The organism is Peribacillus psychrosaccharolyticus ATCC 23296 (assembly GCF_000305495.1).
Classification (GTDB): Bacteria; Bacillota; Bacilli; order Bacillales; family DSM-1321; genus Peribacillus; species Peribacillus psychrosaccharolyticus.
On the sequence record NZ_AJTN02000157.1, the window covers coordinates 1 to 18,597 of the forward strand.

Consider the following 18,597-nt stretch of genomic DNA (forward strand, 5'->3'; position numbering starts at 1 on the left):
TCTCGCATGTGTTCGGTCAATTTAATTCGTTTAATACTGTTGCCAATCTGGTAAGCTACTGATTCTAAAAGTGCCAATTCTTCAGCTCGAAAGTAATCTTACCTTGTGAAGCAATATTCAGTATTCCGAATTGTTCATCTCCTGAGGTGAGGGGTACGGAAGCATGATGGGTTAATCCATACGTTTCGCCCTGTTTTAAGTCGATGGCCTTCTCCAGCCGCTTACATTCCATAATGTTACTCGCCCTATTTAGTTTTTGATGGTTAAATTTATCTACACACCAACAGGTTCCCTTGCACATAGGAGAATAATCATTAAGGATAAGAGCTGGCGGAAGTGTGTCCGACGCTTCAAGTGTTTGATTTCCCTGAGCATCAACGAAAAAGATCCAGCCAGTTTGAAAGCCCGTCACATCAAGTAACTTTGATAAAACATTTTTCAATGTGATGCGTAAATCCGTGCCGGCATTTAACGTTTCGGAAATCTCTTTTAAAACAATTAATTCTTTTAAATGCTTATTTTCATTCAAATTCTACACCTACTCACTAGATGTCTTTAATTATACCGTTTTAAAAGGAACTTTTGGAGAATTTTATACCAGTTGTCCATGTTTTTACAAAATAAAAAAGCATGATTAGTTAGTCATGCTTTGTATAAGTCATCCGTTAAGTCAAGAAGTCGATCAATATCGAATGTATCAATATGTATGCTGTCATCAACGATTTCTTCCGTGGCTGCTAAAAGCTGGTCAATATCTATAGTTGCCATCCTAGCACCTCCCACTTAGCTTTAGTCCCTAGTTTCTTTTACCCTAGTTGTCCTATTACTAAACGTTTCGAGATGATTTTTTTATTTTTGTGGGTTATGCATCTGGTTTAATAATTGTCATCTGTTTGTTATATATGAAATTTATTTGATATTTTTTTACAATCATCCTGCACATCTTCTTACTTAAACCGTATTTTGTTTGATTTTTTCCAAAACACGGGAAAAGATAGCAATCTCATCTTCGTTAATACCTATCAGAATTTCTTCATTGAATATTTTTTCTATGAGAGGAAAAAGCTCTTGGCTAAGCTGTTTGCCGCTTTCTGTTATGTAAATTAGGAACGACCGTCTATCGTCTTGATTAGGTTTACGCTCCATTAGTCGCTTTCTTTCAAGAATATCTAAAATTCTCGTTAAAGTAGCTTGATCTTTTTCAGATGTGGTGGACAGCTCTTTCTGCGTTACTCCGTCATTTTCCCCAAGTCTCTTTAAAACCGTCCATTGCTCCGGAGTAATATCATACTCTTTTAAATGGACACTCAGGCGGCGGAATATATTTTTACTCGTTTGTGTGATACCTCTGCCGATAGCATCATCATAAGACTTAATTATCATATGGGACAATCCTTTCATGGATGATCGAACTATTTCTATCGTACCATTATTAACAGTTAACTTCTATATTCATCTATTAGATTACTTGGCTTTATTAGTGGATCAAATGAAGATATTTTCCGTGGTCGGCTATAAGGGTTGGCGGAGATGTAACATCAATCCAGAAAAATAAGTAGCAGAGTCCACGGTCATCATCCTCCCCTGTGACAAAGTGACTCCATTTTTCCGGTAACTCTGTACATGCTTGTACTAAAAAAATATGCCGGTTTTGATCTTCCTTTGTATAGCTATTATAAAAGACGGTTTCTGTCACCTTGTTTCTAACGTAGAGCTGCTGTAATCCAGCTTCTTCCTTCAATTCACGTAGTAAGGCAGCTTCAAGCGATTCACCTCCTCGACTGTTCCTCCTGGGACCTGCATTCCTGCTTCGGGATAATCACGATGAATAAAGACGAGTAGGAATGAGCTGCTAACATCCCGATTAAAACCACGATACCGTGTACCCTGATAACTGAGCGTACCACGGTCCCCGTCAACAAGCATTCCATATTCCTGCCCTTTTACTTGAAACTCTTTTCGGTCACCGTTTACAGTTTCAAAGGTGATGTAATACCAAGTGCTTGCTGAAGAATCGCCGCTGCCTCCGCTGACCTTTGTTCTTTTAGATAGAACTCGTGCCTGTGTAGTTACTTGAGGTTGTTTGTTATTAAAAGAATACTGACTAATCGATCCTACCACCATAAAAAGAAAGAATCCGATTACCAATGCAAATATGATAAAGAAAACCACGAAGAAGGGCTCAATACCTGAATTAAAAAAACCTAATTCTATTTCGTTCATAGATAGACCTCCGTCCTGTTTTTATTCTCTAACGGACAATAAAAGAAGATACCCAACTACGTTCAGTTGAGTATCCACGAACAATCTTGCTCTCGGTTTTAAAAAAGCTGTTCTACGTATTCACTGGAACCGTCAGTAACAGGTTCAGTCATTTGTTCGATTGTTAGAAGTTGTTTAGCGCTTTCAATTGATTGTTTATTAGTCTCCTGAATTGTTATTTCCATCCCATCCACCTCGCCATAGTCTATTCAGAACAGGGCTTGGGTGGTGTCGTGAATAAATCGATGTATTAAGCGGATTGGCTGTTATCTTCGTAATACATTGATTTTGAAGGATTAAAGCCCGCAATTAATAGAACAATTGCTAAGCCTAGTGCGGTTGCAGCAAAGAGAAAGCAAACCAATTGGAGAGAAAAAAGTTCAGCTGCAGCTCCTACTAGCAGGGTTAGTATAATTTGTACTGCCGCTTGAATGAGTTCGGCTAGACTGCCAAATCGACCCATAATCGATACGGGGACATTCTTTTAGAAAAAAGGTGGTATACCCCGTATTGCCAAATGACATGAAAAACCCTAGAAAAACAAATGAGAGAGTAGCTGTTATGAAATCGTCGGATAGATAGAATAAGAGATACCCAATTTGAGTGAATAGCATACCGACTCCAAGATACAGTCGTATAGATAGCTTGTTAGCAAATAAGGCTCCACAAGCTGCCCCTGCAAGGGCCCCTGCACCTGTTAGACTCACGATTAAGCCGTAGCTTTGATCAGACAAAAGTAAATGGGTTTTTATAAAGGTAGCTTCTTGAGAATCTAATGAAAAATTAATCAGCATGGTCATTTGAAACAAAAAATAAATGAGCATGATATACTTCATTCCTTTTGCAAAATCAGCGATGCCTCGATAATCATTGATCAACATAGGTAAACGGATGGGTTCTTTTCTTTGCTCTAGATCGATATCAACATTCGGCAGAAAAAAGATAACCAGTGCACAGAGAAGAAATGTAACTGCGTTAATAAAAATACAGATATCTGTACTGGTATACATAATTAGTAATCCTGCGATAGCAGGACCTGCTAAAAAGGCACCGGACCCGGTCATACTCATTAGTGAGTTAAATCGTTTTCTATGCTCACTTGGGACAAGTTTGGTAATGTAGACGGAAGAACTAGGGCCAAAAAAAGCCCCTGCAATACTAATAAGTAGCAACACGGAATAAATCGACCATAATGATGGCATAAAAGGGATTACAAAGATGAGAATCCCTCTAATGATGTCGACACTTATCATCATTTTGCGTTTGTTAACCCTGTCAATTAAACTACCTGCCCAGGTATTTGTCAGTAAAATCGCTATCGGCCTGATGACGTATAGACCAGCTACTGCCGCAGCAGATCCAGTTAAATTCAAAATGGATATGTTTATCGCAATTAAGTAGATCCAATTTCCTAAATTAGATATACCAATTCCACTAATTAGTAAAATAGGATGTTTCCAGTGCCCCATGTGATCCTCCTTTAGAGTTGACGCTCAAGAATAAAGCGGAAAAATCCGGCTCACAGAATCTGAGCCGGGTGGGTTAAATTTTTTTACTTCAAGGCGGCGGGATATAACCGATAACGTGTAATTAACCGCAAAATACATAAAAGCGATAAATAGTAAGATCGGCGCGAGATATCCAGAGTTTTGACCATAGATAACCTGTGCATGATGAGTAAGTTCTGGCAGAGAGATAATCACACATAGTGAAGTATCCTTCAACAGGGAAATGAACTGACTGACAAGCGGCGGTACCATACGGCGTAATGCCTGTGGTAAAACGATATACCGAAGGGTTTGGAAATTACTTAATCCAGAAGATCTTCCCGCTTCAATTTGACCTTTGTCAATTGAGTTAAGTCCACTTCGGATGATTTCAGATATCATCGCTGCTTCAAATATTGTCAGTGCAACAATGGCAGCAGGAATCTTCTCCATACTTATACCGATTTCCGGCAGTGCAAAAAAAGTAAATAGGATAATTAAGAGTAATGGAAGGTTCCGAATCGTCTCGACCAATACCGCAAATACTTGCGAGAGAATAGGAACCTTGGCATAGCGGACGGTTCCTACTGCCCCAGCAATAAAAAAGCTCAAAATAATAGCGAAAAAGGCAACTTGAAGGGTAACTCCAAAGCCCTCTAATAAGAATTTAATATTGACCCATGTATAAGCTCCAGCAAAATCCATCGTTATCCCTCCTTCAATTATTCTTAGCCAGGCGTTTTTCCAGCTGCCCTACGCCAAGACTTAAAGGAATGGTAAGGACTAAATAAAACATAGCAACAAAGATATATGTATCGAAAACTACAAATGTTCTTGCGGAAATTAAATCACCTTGATACATTAATTCTCCACCGGCAATGACAGCAATAATCGAGGAATTCTTCACAAGATTGATAAATTGATTACCCAGCGGAGGAATAACGATTTTGATTGCCTGTGGTAAAATGATATTCCACATCGCCTGCGGATAGGTAAGTCCAGAAGACCTTGCTGCTTCCATCTGGCCTTTTGGTACGGACTGGATACCCGCACGGATTGCCTCCGCGATAAAGGCAGCAGTATAAATGGTTAACGCCATTGTCCCAGCAGCTAATCCAGGAATTCTGAATACGAGAAAAATGAAAAAGGCAATGACAAGCAGTGGAATGTTACGGATAAATTCTACATAAGCCGTCCCAAGCCAATTAATCGGCTTAAATGGAGCAATCCGAAAAATAGCAATTAAAATTCCCAGCACTAAGCTGCAGATAAGAGCGATTAGACTGGCAATAATCGTATTTTTTAATCCTTCTAAAAACATATCTATGTTGTTGGTAAGTATCGAAAAATCCAAATTTCATCAACCCCTCTAACGAATCAGGATGAGCGGTTTTCGCCCATCCTGCAAAGCTTGATAAATTTAATTAATTATTAGCTTTAATCCACTTATCTTTAATTTCATCATACTTTCCAGAATCCTTAAGAGCTTTCAGCGCTTTGTTTAGTTCTTTTACAAAATCTTCATTCCCTTTTTTAACAGCAATGCCGTATGGTTCTTCTGTAAAAGTGCCTCCAACTAATTCATAAGATGGATCTTCGTCTACCATCCCGTAAAGGATAGAGTCATCCGTTGTTAATGCATCCCCTTGTTTTGATTTCAGTGCTGCAAATGCCTCTGTATAGTTTTCGAATTCAAGAACTTTAGCATCTGGTGCTTTTTCACGGATATTTACCGCTGAGGTTGATCCTTTAACGGCTAGGACTTTTTTGCCTTTAAGCGTATCAATTCCTGTAATATCACTGCCCTTTTTAACTAACAATGATTGTCCAGCATCGAAATATACATCGGTGAAATCTACTTCTTTCTTACGTTCCTCAGAAATCGTCATCGTAGCGACAATAGCATCGATTTTTCCTGTATTAAGAAGTTGAATTCTCGTTTTTGAGGTTACTTCTTCAAAGGCAACTTTCGTTTCATCCCCAAGAATTTCGTTTGCCAGTGCTTTGGCGATATCAATATCAAAGCCCTCTACTTCACCCGTACCTGGATCTTTTAAACCAAATAGACGAGTGTCATTTTTAACGCCGAACACAATTTTATCTTTATCTTTAATTTGTGCAAGCACCCCTTCATCCCCGCTTTTTCCTTCATCTTTCCCGCCACAACCTGATAGAACAAGTGCAGCCATTAGTGGAACAATTGCTAATTTCACCCATTTGTTTTTTACAAACATATTCGTACCCCCTGTTTTTTTAATGATTTAAAATACGACTGAGAAATAATTGTGCCCGTTCTTCCTTCGGGTTCTCATAAAATTCAGCCGGAATTGCTTCTTCTAAAATTTGTCCTTGGTCCATAAACACGATTCTGTCTGCCACTTCTTTGGCAAACCCCATTTCATGTGTGACAACCACCATGGTCATTCCCTCTAAGGCCAACGCTTTCATAACATCAAGCACCTCACCAATCATCTCTGGATCTAAAGCAGATGTTGGTTCATCGAAAAGCATAATTTCTGGATTCATGGCAAGCCCTCTGGCAATAGCTACACGCTGCTGCTGTCCACCTGAGAGCTGTGCAGGATATGAATCCGCTTTTTCAGAAATACCGACTTTATCTAAATATTTTCTGGCAATTTGCTTCGCTTCTTCCTCCGATTGACCTAGCACTTTCATGGGGGCAAGCGTGATGTTTTCTAGTACAGTCTTATGTGGATATAAGTGAAAATGCTGAAATACCATTCCAATTTCTGTGCGAAGTTTATTGATATCCGTTTTTTTGTCTGCAACCGAGAGATTATTAACGGTCAACATACCATTTGAAATGGTTTCTAAGCGATTAATGCAGCGAAGCAGGGTACTCTTGCCTGATCCAGATGGACCAATTACCACAACGACTTCCCCTTTGTTAATGGTAAGATTAATATCTTTTAACACATGGAAGTCGCCAAAGTACTTGTTCACTTTTTCAAAATTGATCATACTTTCTCTCCTTTCAAACAAAAATATATGTATAGTTCTCAATATTCACGAACAAAAAATCTTTCAATTTTTTATTTTGCGAATTTTTTAAATATAGTAAATTATATTCATATATTTGGTAAATAGTCAATCTACATTTTTCTAGTTCTTAAGGTGCTCTCGTAAACTCACTTTTCTAAAATTCGACATAAAACTGAGAAATCCTTCATTTCATATGAATATTTTAATATGTAAGGTCTTACACTATTAGTTTATGCAGACTAATACACGATATATCTTAAAGACAGTGGTTATATATTTTTCCACAAAAAAACAGCCGCAAAGTGACGGCTGTTTTTCCTCTTATTTCTCGCTCTTTGCATCTTCAAATGGTGCGTAATATTGATTCTTTGGTGCAAGCATGTCCGTATCAGATACCCTTCGTTCACCATTAACCGTATATGGTCCGGCTGGAAAGAAATCGAACAATCCGCTGTTCTTGTGGAGTTCTAAAAAATATTCATACAAATCATCCATCAACTGCTCATGTTTTTTGCATTCTATGATATCGCCGCATTCATCTAGTTCGAAGTTTTCATCAATTGCATCTTGAAGTTCTACATGGTTAGATGCGGTTATATATAAATCCACATCGCCGCACTCCATGCATAATAGGTAGCCTTCTTCACGTACTTCTTCATAAGACTCTTGTACGATATCCCTTAATAGTTTTTCAATCTTTTCTTGGTTTTTTAATGTCATGTTTGTTTGCAGCATACAATACCCTCCAAATTCCATTTATCAAACTGCTATGAGTATTTTGTTCAAGACTCCCTCTATTGTAAAACTCTTAAGCATAAAAATCATTTTCCAGGATTCTAGACCAGATTTACTTCTTGCAGAATTTCTTTTAAAAAAGTGAATTAAGGAGAATTTTAGCTGTTTTTGCGGTTTCCCAAGAAATAATTTCCCATTCATTCAGATTATTTACTCATAACGCAATGATTCAATTGGGTTAAGTTTCGCTGCCTTATTGGCTGGAAGAAGACCAAAAACAATCCCAATGATCATGGAAAATAGTACACCGCCAGCCACTACCTGCCATGAAATTAAGGAAGGCCAGCCGGCAAAGAAAGAAATTAGTGCGGACGTGCCCCATCCAATCACTATGCCCACAATCCCCCCTATTAATGTTAAGGTCATTGATTCGATTAAAAATTGGGTAAGCACCTGTTTCCTTGTTGCGCCAAGTGCCATTCGAATCCCAATTTCTCGGGTCCGTTCAGTAACGGATACAAGCATGATGTTCATAACGCCGATACCGCCCACGAATAAGGAGATACCAGCGATACTTCCGATAATCAGCGTCATGATTTTGGTAATCTGTCCTAAGCCTTGGGCAATTTCCTCCATATTAATGACTTGATAGGAATCCTCAGTCCCATGAAGAAGATTGACCTTTTTGGCAGCTGTTTGCCCAATTCGTTTGATTTGGTCTGCAGACTCTGCTTGTAACGTTATTTGAGTAATTTCATTCTTAGCAAAAATTGTTTTCCAGGTATTGTAGGGAAGGTAAGCTTCTACCGACCCAAAAGCTAATAAGCCAGTCGGTTTCTTTAATACACCAATGATTTCAACAGGCTGCGCACCAATTCGAATTATTTCTCCAATGGGTGATTTCCCTTCAAACAGTTCTTCCTGCATAAAGGAACTAATCATAGTAACTCGGCGGCCGCTGATGAAATCTGAGGCTGCAAATCCTCGTCCTTTTGCTATTTCAATATCATTTACATCAAGGTAAGCTTGGTTTATACCAATTGCCGAGCTGTCCGATGTTTTTTCACGAAAGCGAACCGTTGAAAAGGCAGAGCTCGTTGCGACAACCTGCTTTACACCAGGTATCGTTTCCACTAAACGAATGTCTTCTTGTGAAAAGGGAGCTTGATTATAGATATTAGGATTCGCAGCGATTTCTTCGTTGGATGGCTGATAAAACAGTTCAATCGTGTTACCAGAACCAGCAATTTGTGATTTCAACATTGCTTCTCCGCCTTGACCGATTGCTACAACGATAATAACTGCTCCAACACCAATAATAATACCCAGCATCGTTAATAGTGATCGTAGCTTATGAGCCTGTAACGAACCGACCGCCATGAGCAGGTTTTCCATTAAGCTCATGTAATCCCTCCTGATTCAGAGACAATGCGGCCATCTCTAACCGTAATGGTCCGCTTTGCATAAGAGGCAATTTCAGCTTCATGGGTAACAAGGATAATGGTAGCTCCTTCATCGTTCAACTTCGTGAATTGCTCCATAATCGTCTCACTTGTTTTTGAATCTAAGGCACCTGTTGGTTCATCCGCTAGAAGTAACTTTGGCTCATTCACAATGGCTCGAGCTATAGCAACCCGCTGCTTTTGTCCACCCGAAAGGGCATTTGGCAAATGATCCATTCGATCAGCTAGTCCAACCTTTCTTAATGCTTCTTCGGAACGATCTCGTCGTTCACTCTTAGAAATACCGGCATATATCATCGGCAGTTCAACATTTTTCAGTGCGGATAACCTGGGTAGTAATTGAAAATGCTGAAACACAAAACCGATTGATGAATTTCGTATACGTGCTAAATCTTCGTCTTTATAAGAAGCAACGTTTTCTCCAGCAAAATAATAATTTCCGCTCGTCGGTGTATCCAAACAGCCAATTAAATTCATTAGTGTCGATTTACCTGAACCTGATGGACCCATAATCGCTGCAAATTCGCCTGTCTGGATTGTCAGATTGATGTGTGATAAAACATGTAGATCTTCTTTTGCTATTTTATAGGATTTAATAATATTCTCCATGATAATCATTGTATATCCACTTCCATACCGTTCTTTACGTTTGCAGCATCTGCAGCCACTCTGTCTTGGTTTGAAACACCGCTTATTACTTCCAACTTATCCTTAGCGGTAATCCCAATGGTCACTTCCTGTTTAGCGGCTTTCTTATCCTTAAGTTTATAAACGTACTGTTTTCCCTTTTCTTCAAATACTGATTCCATTGGCACGACTAGTGCTTTTTTTGATTCTGTTTCAATTTCCATAAAGAGCTGGAACCCAGGCTTCAAAATATCATTGTTTTTCAGCTGAACGGTGATAGGGTATTGCACAGCTTGTTCACTTCCCTGAACGGTTGTGTTTTTATCAGGGAGTGCAGCAATATGTGAGATTTCTCCAAGCCATTCCTTATCTGAAACAGCATCAGATTTTAATGTAACCGACTGCTTTTTCTTCACTTTGAGGGTGTCATATTCTGAAAGCACCCCTTTTACAACCATGCTGTCAAGATTGCCTATTCTGATGAAAGGCTCCGTATCCCCTGGAAGCCCTTGTGCTTGATTAATCTGCAGGATGGTTCCTGTGATTTGACTAATAATAGATAACTCTTTTTGTTGTTTTCTAAGCATATCCTGCGTTAGTTTCAGTTGTTTTAAATCAAGGTTGGCCATTTTTTGTTCCGAGGCCAGCTGCTGACGTTCAGGCTTAATTAGTTTCTCAGTCTCTTTTTTACCTAATTGTTTTAGGCTGTCTTTTTCTTTTTCCTTAAGGTCTACTGCTTGTTGGTTGAGTTGATTAATCTTAATTGCCGCCGACTCCATGGCTAATTCATTTTGTTCGTATTCCAGTTCCATTTGAGGGTTTTCAAGTGTTGCAAGTACTTCACCTTTTTTAACTATGTTTTCTTCTTTAACCATAATCTTCTTTATTTCACCCATTTCAGCTGAATAAAAAATATCTTGAGTACTCTCTAATTCTACTGTTCCTGGGATCATCAAAAGTGAAGAAATGTTTTCGGTTTGAACCGTAACAGCCTTGATCCCAGGTGTTCCAGCAAAGGCTTGACGATACACGCTTATTCCGATCATTAGGATAATTACCAGGGTGAGGCTGATTCCAACCCATACCTTCTTCTTCATGAGGCCAGACCGGTGAAAAGAGTTCCTATAAAGGCTAGACCAATGGAAACAAGTAGGGTAAGAATAACAACTACCCATGAAGCCGTTTTCGAAAAATCAGCCATTTTTTGAAGTCCGAACCCTAAGAGTACAGCGGACCAAATAGAAAACAATTCAATCGAGCCTAACAAAGCTGAATCACTGTTTAGCACACCTGCTAGGCTGGTGAAATAAATGGTTGATGATTGATCAATAGCCATACCCACAGCTGTATTTAAAATAAGACCGATGGCAGAAATGAACATGAGGTGAATATTCATAGAAAATAACTGCTTGAACGTTACACCTGATCGAACAATTTTGGCAATGAGTAATAAAATGACACTGGAGAATAATGCGCCTAAACCAGGACTAAAAATACCCGTAATCACGGCGGTTACTTTCCCGATTAACATGACCATATCAAGCTCTTCCCCGCTTAAATCCAACCCTTCATAAATAGAATCCATTGTGAAAGTCGTTAACCACATGCCAATAATAAACAAACCAGTAACAACGGTTAAGGCCATTGCAAATGCAGGATTATAACGCATTTTTACAAATTGTTCAGACGGGCTCCCTATCATCCCGAATATGGTGGGCTTTGCATTTTCATTAACTTGTTTAATAGTTTCCATCTTTAACACTCCTTTGATAAATTTATTTCCATACTAGTTTTACGGAGTTGATTGGAAAAAGTTTCAAATAAAAAAATCACTACACTCTTTTAAGAGCAGTAGTGATTTATATTAAATAATGAACGTTAGGAGGATGGGTAAAGTCAATAAGCTTAAAATCGTACTGAATAAGGTAGTACTAGAAACAAATTCTGGATCTGTATCAAACTGCATCGCATACAGCGTGGTATTTGCTGCTGTCGGCATAGCGGCCATAATGACCATGATTTGTTTGACAAGATCATCCACTGGAAGAATGAGTGCTAGACCATAAGCGATTAATGGAGAGATGACAAGTTTTAGAGTCAGCGATAATGATAATTTACGATAAGCTAATTTTTTAATAGAAATGTTCGCAAGCTGCATGCCTAGGGTAAGCATAATCGTAGGAATCGCTGCATCTGCAACGAGATTAACAGCCTCTACTAATGATTGTGATAAGGGAATAGAAAAATAGTGAAATAAACCTCCAATGATGCCCCCGTATACGATGGGCATCCTGCGTACAGCAAGGATTGCTGATTGAACTCCATTTCCTTCTGGACTGCCCTTCGCTGCATAATAGATTCCGACCGTACACATCACTACCTGTTGAATCACCATTAAGATAATCGCATAATCAAGTCCTGCAGCTCCAAATAATAAAAAGACAACAGGTGTACCGTAGTTCCCATTATTCATGAATGAAGAAGCCAGGATCATGGCACAGGTTTCTCGTACGGAGTACTTTTTAATAAAAGCAACTGCATAAACAATGCTAATTAATGCAAAGCATAGACCAAATGTATAGATAGCGAGGTATCCATATGATGCATCAAATTCAGTATTGTAGAAGGTGCGGAAAACTAAAACGGGTGACATTAAATAAAGTGCCATAGTAGAGATTGTTTTGGTATCAAAATGAAATTTCTTTTGACCAATAAAGCCAAGAACGAAAATACTAAAAATCGGCAGAATTACACCTAAAAACTCCATAAAATCACCTTGCATTCACTAAGATACCTAACCTTATCAATAATTCTGAAATTTGTAAAAGTAATTGCGTACTTTTCATTTATTTAAATTAATTTTCTGTTTTTTTTTGATACATTACAGTGTTGTATGGTATAGTAATTTTTAAAAAATTATGGAGGCAAACTGTACAAAATGTACGCTTACCAGCTTTCTTACGGTTTTTGACAAATATATAGAGTGAACAAGGGGGCAATGTGATGAATGCAGCAATGTTATCAAGGAGAATTTCGGTAGCGGCTGGCAATGAGCCCGCTGATTATGTCATTAAAAATGGAAAAATTGTGGATGTCTTTAATGGGGAAATCTATGAAGCGGATGTAGCAATTGTAGATGGTTACTTTGCCGGAATAGGCTTCTTTCATGGCAAAACAATCATTGATGCACGAGGAAAATATATCTCACCATCTTTCATTGATGGCCATGTTCATATTGAATCCACCATGGTGTGCCCTGCGGAATTTGCTAAAGTACAGCTTTTACATGGAGTCACTACAGTGGTAACAGATCCACATGAAATAGCCAATGTAACTGGAATTACTGGAATTGAATTCATGCTTGAGACAACAGAAGGCATCCCGCTTGATGTTTACTTTATGCTTCCCTCTTGTGTTCCTGCAACATCGTTCGAACACGCTGGAGCAAACCTTGAAAGTGATGATCTCCGTCCTTTTTATCAACATCCCCGAGTACTAGGTCTTGCTGAGGTAATGAATTTTCCCGCTGTCTTAAACGGTGACCCCTCTATGCTTGCAAAATTAACTGACGCCCATTTAGCTAATAAAAAAATTGACGGTCATGCTGCTGGGCTCACTGAAGAACAATTAAATGTTTATACTGCTGCTGGGATTCAAACGGATCATGAATGCACAACTGCTGAAGAAGCCAGTGCTCGTCTTCGTAAAGGTATGTACTTGATGCTTCGGGAAGGTACGGCAGCAAAGGATGTAAGGAACCTCCTTCCTGCTGTTACAAGTAAGAATGCACACCGATGTCTATTTGTTACTGATGATCGCCATCTGGATGATATCTTACAAGAAGGCAGTATCGATCATAACGTACGCCTCTCCATTAAGGCAGGAATCCCAGCTGAAACCGCTATTCAAATGGCAACACTAAATGCAGCAGAATGTTTTGGATTAAAGGAGATTGGAGCCATTGCCGGCGGGTATAAAGCAGATTTCCTTCTTTTAACGGATCTTGATGACATCATAATTGATTCGGTTTATAAAAACGGGAAGCTGGTGGTGGAAAAAGGGGAACTTATTAATTATCCTGAATCGACCCTCCCGAATTCTGTAAATGAATTGGTTGATAGTATTCACTTTCCAATTCTGAAGGAATCTGATTTGCATATTCCACTCACTGGTCATGCAGCGAATATTATTACCATTATTCCTAATAGTTTACTTACCATTCATGACACAGCCGAAGTAACTCTTGATGAGAAAGGAAACTTCCTTCCTTCAACGGAACTGGACTTACTCAAACTAGCTGTAGTGGAACGACATCACAGCACTGGACAAATTGGGCTGGGGATTGTAAAAGGCCTGGGACTTACTTCAGGTGCCATTGCAACAACCGTTTCTCATGATTCGCACAACCTGATGATTGCAGGTGTAAATGACCCAGATATGTTAATGGCTTCACAGGAAATTAAAAACATGCAAGGAGGTCTTGTTGTCGTTAATGATGGAAAGGTGATCGCACGTCTTGACCTTCCAATAGCCGGATTGATGTCGACCAAAAGCTATGAGGATGTGTATACCTCTTTGGAAGAATTGAATGCTGCCTTGCTGACAATTGGCGCTTCACAGCATTTTAATCCTTTTTTAACACTTGCTTTTCTTGCTCTTCCGGTTATACCAGAGCTTAAGTTAACTGTTCAAGGACTGTTTAATGTAAGCAGTTTTCAGCATATACCAGTTGATGTAAATGAAACGGATTAAGGGTAGTAACACCAGCTTCCATAAAAAAAGAGACTGTTCATTAGGTCATCTTTCACATGACTATAGCGACAGTCTCTTTACATTTCTAATCTAGTTAAACATTGCGTTAAATTCGTTACACTTTCCATCAATTGCAACGTAAGCTGTTCTTTGCTCCAAGGTGTTTTATTATTTTCTAAATCTCTGACAATTAAGGCAATCATCCAAGTGGAAAAGACAGATGAGTAGAGATAATACTCCCTGCGAAAAGACCTAGCATCCAATTGTGGTGAACCATCCAGATAGGTGGTCAATAATGTTTCACGAATTTCAGTGGTCATGGATTTAGGAAACACTGGATGGGACATATCAATGACATGATACAAATCCCAAAAAGGGCTATTTAAATGAGCATGCTCCCAATCGAGGACGACGACCCGATTACCGACATAGGCATAGTTTCCAAGATGAAGATCACCGTGGGATAATACGGAAGGAATCGTAAACGTGTAGTCCTTAATCAAGGTATACAACTTCGTGATGCTTGCTTCTTCAACCTCTAACTCGCTAAGTATGCGCAGAATGTTTGTTTTATCCTGAAAAAGATCACTCACTACGTCTTCAATGAGGGGCTTTGGACCAATTAATGCTACTCCCTTTAGATCATCTATTGATAACTTGTTCCAGCCCGCCATTAATTGAATGACCTCGCAGGCTGCTTTCTCATCAAACGTATGTGTCAGCATCCCGAGATCTTCAAGAACAATCCAGCTTTCCTGTTTTTCTGTTTGAACTGAATGGGCGAGAATTTTTGGATAAATAGAAGGCAGCTTAGTAAGAATATGCTCGTAAACCCATAACTCTTTACCAAATTGCTTCGAATTAGTCAGTGGTTTAAAAATATAGCTGTCATCAGCTGTAAAAATACGCTCAACACTTTGACCATTCATTCCTTTATAAATGTATTCTCTTTTAACAATTTGCACCCCGTTTAAGAAGGGAAACTGCTCTAATGGTTGACAACTGCTCATGGGTACACCCCGTTTTACACTTACTTTTTAAAAGTTAATTATACAGATAAAGATTCTAGATTTCCATAAGTTATGTGTTAGTAGTCGTTTTATATGGGTAAACAATAAAGTCAAGAGCTGACAATACTTCTTTGATAGAGACTTATGGTAAAATTAACACATCCACATACAAGGAGGAACTTTATTATGGCTATCTATACAGGATACATTGGTACGTATACAAAGGGTGACAGTAAAGGAGTTTATAGCTTTACACTTGATACCGAAAATAAAAAGGTTGAAAACATCAAGCTGGCAGCAGAGCTAGGAAGTCCTACATATGTAACAATTAGTAAGGATGGGAAAACATTATACGCCGTTGACAAACAAAATGATAAAGGCGGAATTGCTTCATTCAACATTGATGCTGATACGGCATCACTTACTCAAGTGAGTACACATGTTTCTGAAAGTGGGTCTCCGTGTCACGTTAGTGTCGACAGCGGTAAACAATATGTGGTTACAGCAAATTATCATAACGGGAAAATTGAACTTTATAAAACAGACACAGACGGCACAACATCTTCGATCGTCTCAATGAATCAGCATTCCGGTTCAGGACCGAACGTCGACCGTCAAGATGGACCGCATGCACATTTTTCAGGATTTACGCCAGATGAAAAATATATAGTTGCTGTAGATCTTGGTACAGATGAAATTATCACATACGAAATTAAAGAGGAACAATTACACGTAGTAAATGTTCTTGCTGTAAAACCGGGAAGCGGGCCTCGCCATATTGAATTTCATCCAAATGGAAAATTCGCATATGTGATGACAGAGCTAAGCAATGAAGTGATTGCTCTAGCCTATAACCCTGAAAACGGGATTTTTACAGAGCTTCATTATAGTTTAGCAATCCCTGCTGATTTTACAGAAAACAGTCAAGGCAGTGCCATTCACGTATCTCCTGATGGGAAGTTTGTCTATGCGGGTAACCGAGGACATAACAGCATTGCGGTCTTTAGTGTTACGGAAGAAACTGGTGAATTAACATTTGTTGAGCATGTCTCTTCTGCAGGAGATTGGCCTCGAGACTTTGAAATTGATCCGAGCGGGCAGTTTATTGTCAGTTCAAATCAAGAATCAAGCAATCTTGTTCTCTATGTCCGTGATACCGAAACAGGTAAGCTTACTTTACTTGATAGTGATCTGCCTGTTCCTTATCCTGTATGTGTGAAATTCTTAAAGAGCTAATTGCCCTAAAAGCTGACTGTACGATGGTCAGTCTTTTTTTATTGTAGGTAAATTCACGGATTACACAGGAATTTTGCTCATAAGTATGGAATTCAGATAGTGATACAGTTTTTATCGTACTCATCAGAAGACCTCACCACAATCATTGAACGATTGTTCTATGAGGATACAAAGGAGATAAAACCATGACAAAAAGAACCCTACTACTTACGCATGATGTAGATGCAGCTATTCTTTCAGAAATCAAGCATATTATTCCCGAATGGGAAGTTACGGCTAGTCGTGACCCCGAGGTGTGGGGTGGTATGATGAACGATGCGGAGATCATCGCTGGCTGGAACAAGCGTTTAAGGGAATCCGTAATAAGTGCAGACTCTAAGGTTCGTTGGATCCAAACTTGGAGTGCGGGAGTGAATAACCTCCCATTAACAGAATTACAGCAGAAAGAAGTAGTCGTTACAAGTGCTAACGGTGTTCATGCGTACCCTATTTCAGAAACCATCTTTGGACTAATGCTGGCCTTAACCCGTAAAATTGATACATATGTTAAAAACCAGCAGCAAAAAAAATGGCATCATGCTAATATGAAGCTTGAAATTCATGGCAAAACAATTGGTATTATTGGTGTTGGTGCTATAGGCAGTGAAACAGCCAAGATTGCTAAAGCCTTTGGCATGACTGTTCTTGGAATACGCCACTCCGGAAGAGCAGCAGAATATGTAGATGAAATGAGTACACCTGAGCAGTTAAATGAAGTATTGCGCCGTTGTGATTATGTTGTTGTGACCCTTCCACTCACTGAGGAGACCAAACACATGTTTAAAGCGGAACAATTTGAACAAATGAAGGATTCAGCATTTTTCATAAACATTGGCCGCGGTCCTATTGTCGACGAAGCGGATCTTATCAGTGCATTGAAAACTGGACAAATAGCTGGTGCTGGATTGGATGTATTCGAGGTTGAGCCGTTGCCGGAAAATAGTCCGCTATGGAATATAGAACAAGTAATCATTACCCCTCATACGTCTGGTTCTACTGAGTTCTATGACCAGAGGTTACTGCAAGATATTTTCATTCCTAATTTAAAGAAGTATATCGAGGGTGAACAACCTGCGATTAACCTGCTCGACTATTCGAAAGGATATTAACCGTTGGGAAAAATGACAGCCCGATCTCATTGACCAGATCGGGCTGTTTCTCTATTTTCCGCTGTGATAAGTTGGCTTGTTTTGTTGATCATTTGCAGCATATTGATTTGTTCATATGCCTGTTTGGTCAGATCAGTCCTTTTTACTTTAGGATACGATTGAACATCCTTAATAGATTGGTCAGTTACAAACCAATCATTTTTAGGTACATACGATAAAGTGGCATCACTCCAAGCATCACCTAAAACAGGGCTGTATACTCTGTTTCTATTTTTTGTAGAAAAAACCCCACTCCAGTAATCCGCACGTGAACCAGAATGTGGAACATCACGGCAAAATTCGAGAACTCCCTTCAAGACTTGTAGATCCTGAAATAATAAGGAATAGAGTTTTTTACCGATAAGGATTCTACTCTTCAAATCAGCAAATCGTTTAACGACTAATCCTGTCATTCTCGTCAGCGTATCTTTTTTTTGTTCATACGGGAACAATACCATGGTGAAACCCAAATTTTCTTGAAGTTGAAAATCAAGACGTTTCAGGAGCTGACTATGTGGAGGTCGGGTAAGCAAACGCTCCTCCAGCATCTGCTGTTCATTGATAATCAACGCAATCGTAAGTAAGGTTGAGTTTTTTTTATGACTAAACTGTTCCCAAATCGGCCGCATAAACCGAGAAACATGAAAGATCGTCAGGAACTTACGTAAATCGAATGACTGATTTACGGCATAGCTGTATAGAAGAAGCTGGGGATACGCATCAGCAAAAAATAGCGGCATTTGCATCTTCAAGAAATCGAAAAAACTTCCTTCGATCTGCTTCTTTGAATAGGTGGTTCATTAAATCGCCTTTAAGATCGGTCATATGATAACCG

22 protein-coding genes and 1 pseudogene are annotated in these 18,597 nt (G+C 39.1%); 4 read left to right on the plus strand and 19 right to left on the minus strand.

The window, feature by feature from the left end:
* Positions 1-64: 64 nt before the first annotated feature.
* From WYK_RS07475 to WYK_RS07480, 3 genes are all read right to left on the minus strand, one after another.
* Positions 65-529 (minus strand): GAF domain-containing protein, encoded by a 465-nt coding sequence (locus WYK_RS07475; RefSeq protein WP_051387372.1) that lies wholly within the window; start codon positions 527-529, stop codon positions 65-67.
* 113 nt (positions 530-642) lie between these two features.
* Positions 643-768 carry a hypothetical protein gene (locus WYK_RS26000; RefSeq protein ID WP_268870050.1) on the minus strand — a complete coding sequence of 42 codons (126 nt, stop codon included), beginning with the start codon at positions 766-768 and terminating at the stop codon, positions 643-645.
* Between the two features lie 183 nt (positions 769-951).
* Entirely contained in the window at positions 952-1,383 is a 432-nt protein-coding gene (locus tag WYK_RS07480) for a MarR family winged helix-turn-helix transcriptional regulator (RefSeq protein ID WP_051387373.1), read from the minus strand.
* A 16-nt stretch (positions 1,384-1,399) separates the two neighbouring features.
* Between WYK_RS07480 and WYK_RS25120 the strand changes: the two genes are divergently transcribed.
* Positions 1,400-1,555 (plus strand): hypothetical protein, encoded by a 156-nt coding sequence (locus tag WYK_RS25120; RefSeq protein ID WP_169732062.1) that lies wholly within the window; start codon positions 1,400-1,402, stop codon positions 1,553-1,555.
* 120 nt (positions 1,556-1,675) lie between these two features.
* Here WYK_RS25120 and WYK_RS26300 read toward each other — a convergent pair.
* The 14 genes and pseudogenes from WYK_RS26300 to WYK_RS07545 form a co-directional block, all read right to left on the minus strand.
* Positions 1,676-1,741, minus strand: a pseudogene (locus tag WYK_RS26300) (hypothetical protein); the annotation flags it as partial.
* The gene (locus tag WYK_RS07490) at positions 1,738-2,223 is read right to left on the minus strand and encodes a DUF2500 domain-containing protein (protein ID WP_081704808.1); all 486 of its coding nucleotides are present in this window, start codon (positions 2,221-2,223) and stop codon (positions 1,738-1,740) included. The gene WYK_RS07490 and the pseudogene WYK_RS26300, both read right to left, overlap by 4 nt.
* A gap of 98 nt (positions 2,224-2,321) precedes the next feature.
* Complete coding sequence (locus tag WYK_RS26005; RefSeq protein WP_268870051.1) at positions 2,322-2,447, minus strand: hypothetical protein; 126 nt, start codon at positions 2,445-2,447, stop codon at positions 2,322-2,324.
* Between the two features lie 195 nt (positions 2,448-2,642).
* On the minus strand, positions 2,643-3,731 hold the full coding sequence (locus WYK_RS07495) for an MFS transporter (RefSeq protein ID WP_328286270.1): 1,089 nt from the start codon (positions 3,729-3,731) through the stop codon (positions 2,643-2,645).
* Positions 3,732-3,755: 24 nt separating this feature from the next.
* Positions 3,756-4,454, minus strand: coding sequence for an amino acid ABC transporter permease (locus WYK_RS07500; protein WP_051387375.1), 699 nt, complete (start codon positions 4,452-4,454; stop codon positions 3,756-3,758).
* Positions 4,455-4,467: 13 nt separating this feature from the next.
* On the minus strand, positions 4,468-5,070 hold the full coding sequence (locus tag WYK_RS07505; RefSeq protein WP_081704811.1) for an amino acid ABC transporter permease: 603 nt from the start codon (positions 5,068-5,070) through the stop codon (positions 4,468-4,470).
* A 103-nt stretch (positions 5,071-5,173) separates the two neighbouring features.
* Complete coding sequence (locus WYK_RS07510) at positions 5,174-5,983, minus strand: transporter substrate-binding domain-containing protein (protein WP_040373920.1); 810 nt, start codon at positions 5,981-5,983, stop codon at positions 5,174-5,176.
* 19 nt (positions 5,984-6,002) lie between these two features.
* Positions 6,003-6,731 (minus strand): amino acid ABC transporter ATP-binding protein, encoded by a 729-nt coding sequence (locus WYK_RS07515; RefSeq protein ID WP_040373921.1) that lies wholly within the window; start codon positions 6,729-6,731, stop codon positions 6,003-6,005.
* Between the two features lie 342 nt (positions 6,732-7,073).
* Positions 7,074-7,487, minus strand: coding sequence for a hypothetical protein (locus WYK_RS07520; RefSeq protein WP_040373922.1), 414 nt, complete (start codon positions 7,485-7,487; stop codon positions 7,074-7,076).
* A gap of 210 nt (positions 7,488-7,697) precedes the next feature.
* Positions 7,698-8,891: an ABC transporter permease gene (locus tag WYK_RS07525; RefSeq protein ID WP_040373923.1), complete on the minus strand. Its 1,194-nt coding sequence runs from the start codon at positions 8,889-8,891 to the stop codon at positions 7,698-7,700.
* A complete protein-coding gene (locus tag WYK_RS07530; RefSeq protein WP_040373924.1) occupies positions 8,888-9,568 on the minus strand; it encodes an ABC transporter ATP-binding protein in 681 nt (226 codons plus the stop codon). Before WYK_RS07530 ends, WYK_RS07525 begins: the two co-directional genes overlap by 4 nt.
* Entirely contained in the window at positions 9,565-10,674 is a 1,110-nt protein-coding gene (locus WYK_RS07535) for an efflux RND transporter periplasmic adaptor subunit (protein ID WP_040373925.1), read from the minus strand. The genes WYK_RS07530 and WYK_RS07535 overlap by 4 nt, the downstream gene beginning before the upstream one ends.
* On the minus strand, positions 10,671-11,330 hold the full coding sequence (yknW, locus tag WYK_RS07540; protein ID WP_040373926.1) for a YknW family membrane protein: 660 nt from the start codon (positions 11,328-11,330) through the stop codon (positions 10,671-10,673). Before yknW ends, WYK_RS07535 begins: the two co-directional genes overlap by 4 nt.
* Positions 11,331-11,441: 111 nt before the next feature.
* Entirely contained in the window at positions 11,442-12,344 is a 903-nt protein-coding gene (locus tag WYK_RS07545) for an AEC family transporter (protein WP_040373933.1), read from the minus strand.
* Positions 12,345-12,580: 236 nt separating this feature from the next.
* On the opposite strand from WYK_RS07545, the gene ade reads away from it, so the two are divergent.
* Positions 12,581-14,329: an adenine deaminase gene (gene ade, locus WYK_RS07550; protein ID WP_040373927.1), complete on the plus strand. Its 1,749-nt coding sequence runs from the start codon at positions 12,581-12,583 to the stop codon at positions 14,327-14,329.
* 77 nt (positions 14,330-14,406) lie between these two features.
* Here ade and WYK_RS07555 read toward each other — a convergent pair whose 3' ends face one another.
* Positions 14,407-15,339 carry a phosphotransferase family protein gene (locus WYK_RS07555; RefSeq protein ID WP_051387376.1) on the minus strand — a complete coding sequence of 311 codons (933 nt, stop codon included), beginning with the start codon at positions 15,337-15,339 and terminating at the stop codon, positions 14,407-14,409.
* A gap of 186 nt (positions 15,340-15,525) precedes the next feature.
* On the opposite strand from WYK_RS07555, the gene WYK_RS07560 reads away from it, so the two are divergent.
* Positions 15,526-16,575 carry a lactonase family protein gene (locus WYK_RS07560; protein ID WP_040373928.1) on the plus strand — a complete coding sequence of 350 codons (1,050 nt, stop codon included), beginning with the start codon at positions 15,526-15,528 and terminating at the stop codon, positions 16,573-16,575.
* Between the two features lie 185 nt (positions 16,576-16,760).
* Positions 16,761-17,723: a D-2-hydroxyacid dehydrogenase gene (locus WYK_RS07565; protein ID WP_040373929.1), complete on the plus strand. Its 963-nt coding sequence runs from the start codon at positions 16,761-16,763 to the stop codon at positions 17,721-17,723.
* A gap of 26 nt (positions 17,724-17,749) precedes the next feature.
* Here WYK_RS07565 and WYK_RS07570 read toward each other — a convergent pair whose 3' ends face one another.
* Positions 17,750-18,538, minus strand: coding sequence for a DUF2515 family protein (locus WYK_RS07570; protein ID WP_268870052.1), 789 nt, complete (start codon positions 18,536-18,538; stop codon positions 17,750-17,752).
* Between the last annotated feature and the right edge of the window lie 59 nt (positions 18,539-18,597).

Coding starts and splice junctions, on each gene's coding strand:
- WYK_RS07490 (WP_081704808.1), bottom strand. CDS start 2,223: ATGAACGAAATAGAATTAGGTTTTTTTAATTCAGGTATTGAGCCCTTC.
- yknW (WP_040373926.1), bottom strand. CDS start 11,330: ATGGAAACTATTAAACAAGTTAATGAAAATGCAAAGCCCACCATATTC.
- WYK_RS07555 (WP_051387376.1), bottom strand. CDS start 15,339: ATGAGCAGTTGTCAACCATTAGAGCAGTTTCCCTTCTTAAACGGGGTG.
- WYK_RS07545 (WP_040373933.1), bottom strand. CDS start 12,344: ATGGAGTTTTTAGGTGTAATTCTGCCGATTTTTAGTATTTTCGTTCTT.
- WYK_RS07480 (WP_051387373.1), bottom strand. CDS start 1,383: ATGATAATTAAGTCTTATGATGATGCTATCGGCAGAGGTATCACACAA.
- WYK_RS07530 (WP_040373924.1), bottom strand. CDS start 9,568: ATGATTATCATGGAGAATATTATTAAATCCTATAAAATAGCAAAAGAA.
- WYK_RS25120 (WP_169732062.1), top strand. CDS start 1,400: ATGGATGATCGAACTATTTCTATCGTACCATTATTAACAGTTAACTTC.
- WYK_RS07505 (WP_081704811.1), bottom strand. CDS start 5,070: ATGTTTTTAGAAGGATTAAAAAATACGATTATTGCCAGTCTAATCGCT.
- WYK_RS07565 (WP_040373929.1), top strand. CDS start 16,761: ATGACAAAAAGAACCCTACTACTTACGCATGATGTAGATGCAGCTATT.
- WYK_RS07515 (WP_040373921.1), bottom strand. CDS start 6,731: ATGATCAATTTTGAAAAAGTGAACAAGTACTTTGGCGACTTCCATGTG.
- WYK_RS07535 (WP_040373925.1), bottom strand. CDS start 10,674: ATGAAGAAGAAGGTATGGGTTGGAATCAGCCTCACCCTGGTAATTATC.
- ade (WP_040373927.1), top strand. CDS start 12,581: ATGAATGCAGCAATGTTATCAAGGAGAATTTCGGTAGCGGCTGGCAAT.
- WYK_RS07500 (WP_051387375.1), bottom strand. CDS start 4,454: ATGGATTTTGCTGGAGCTTATACATGGGTCAATATTAAATTCTTATTA.
- WYK_RS07525 (WP_040373923.1), bottom strand. CDS start 8,891: ATGAGCTTAATGGAAAACCTGCTCATGGCGGTCGGTTCGTTACAGGCT.
- WYK_RS26005 (WP_268870051.1), bottom strand. CDS start 2,447: ATGGAAATAACAATTCAGGAGACTAATAAACAATCAATTGAAAGCGCT.
- WYK_RS07495 (WP_328286270.1), bottom strand. CDS start 3,731: ATGGGGCACTGGAAACATCCTATTTTACTAATTAGTGGAATTGGTATA.
- WYK_RS07510 (WP_040373920.1), bottom strand. CDS start 5,983: ATGTTTGTAAAAAACAAATGGGTGAAATTAGCAATTGTTCCACTAATG.
- WYK_RS07560 (WP_040373928.1), top strand. CDS start 15,526: ATGGCTATCTATACAGGATACATTGGTACGTATACAAAGGGTGACAGT.
- WYK_RS07520 (WP_040373922.1), bottom strand. CDS start 7,487: ATGCTGCAAACAAACATGACATTAAAAAACCAAGAAAAGATTGAAAAA.
- WYK_RS26000 (WP_268870050.1), bottom strand. CDS start 768: ATGGCAACTATAGATATTGACCAGCTTTTAGCAGCCACGGAAGAAATC.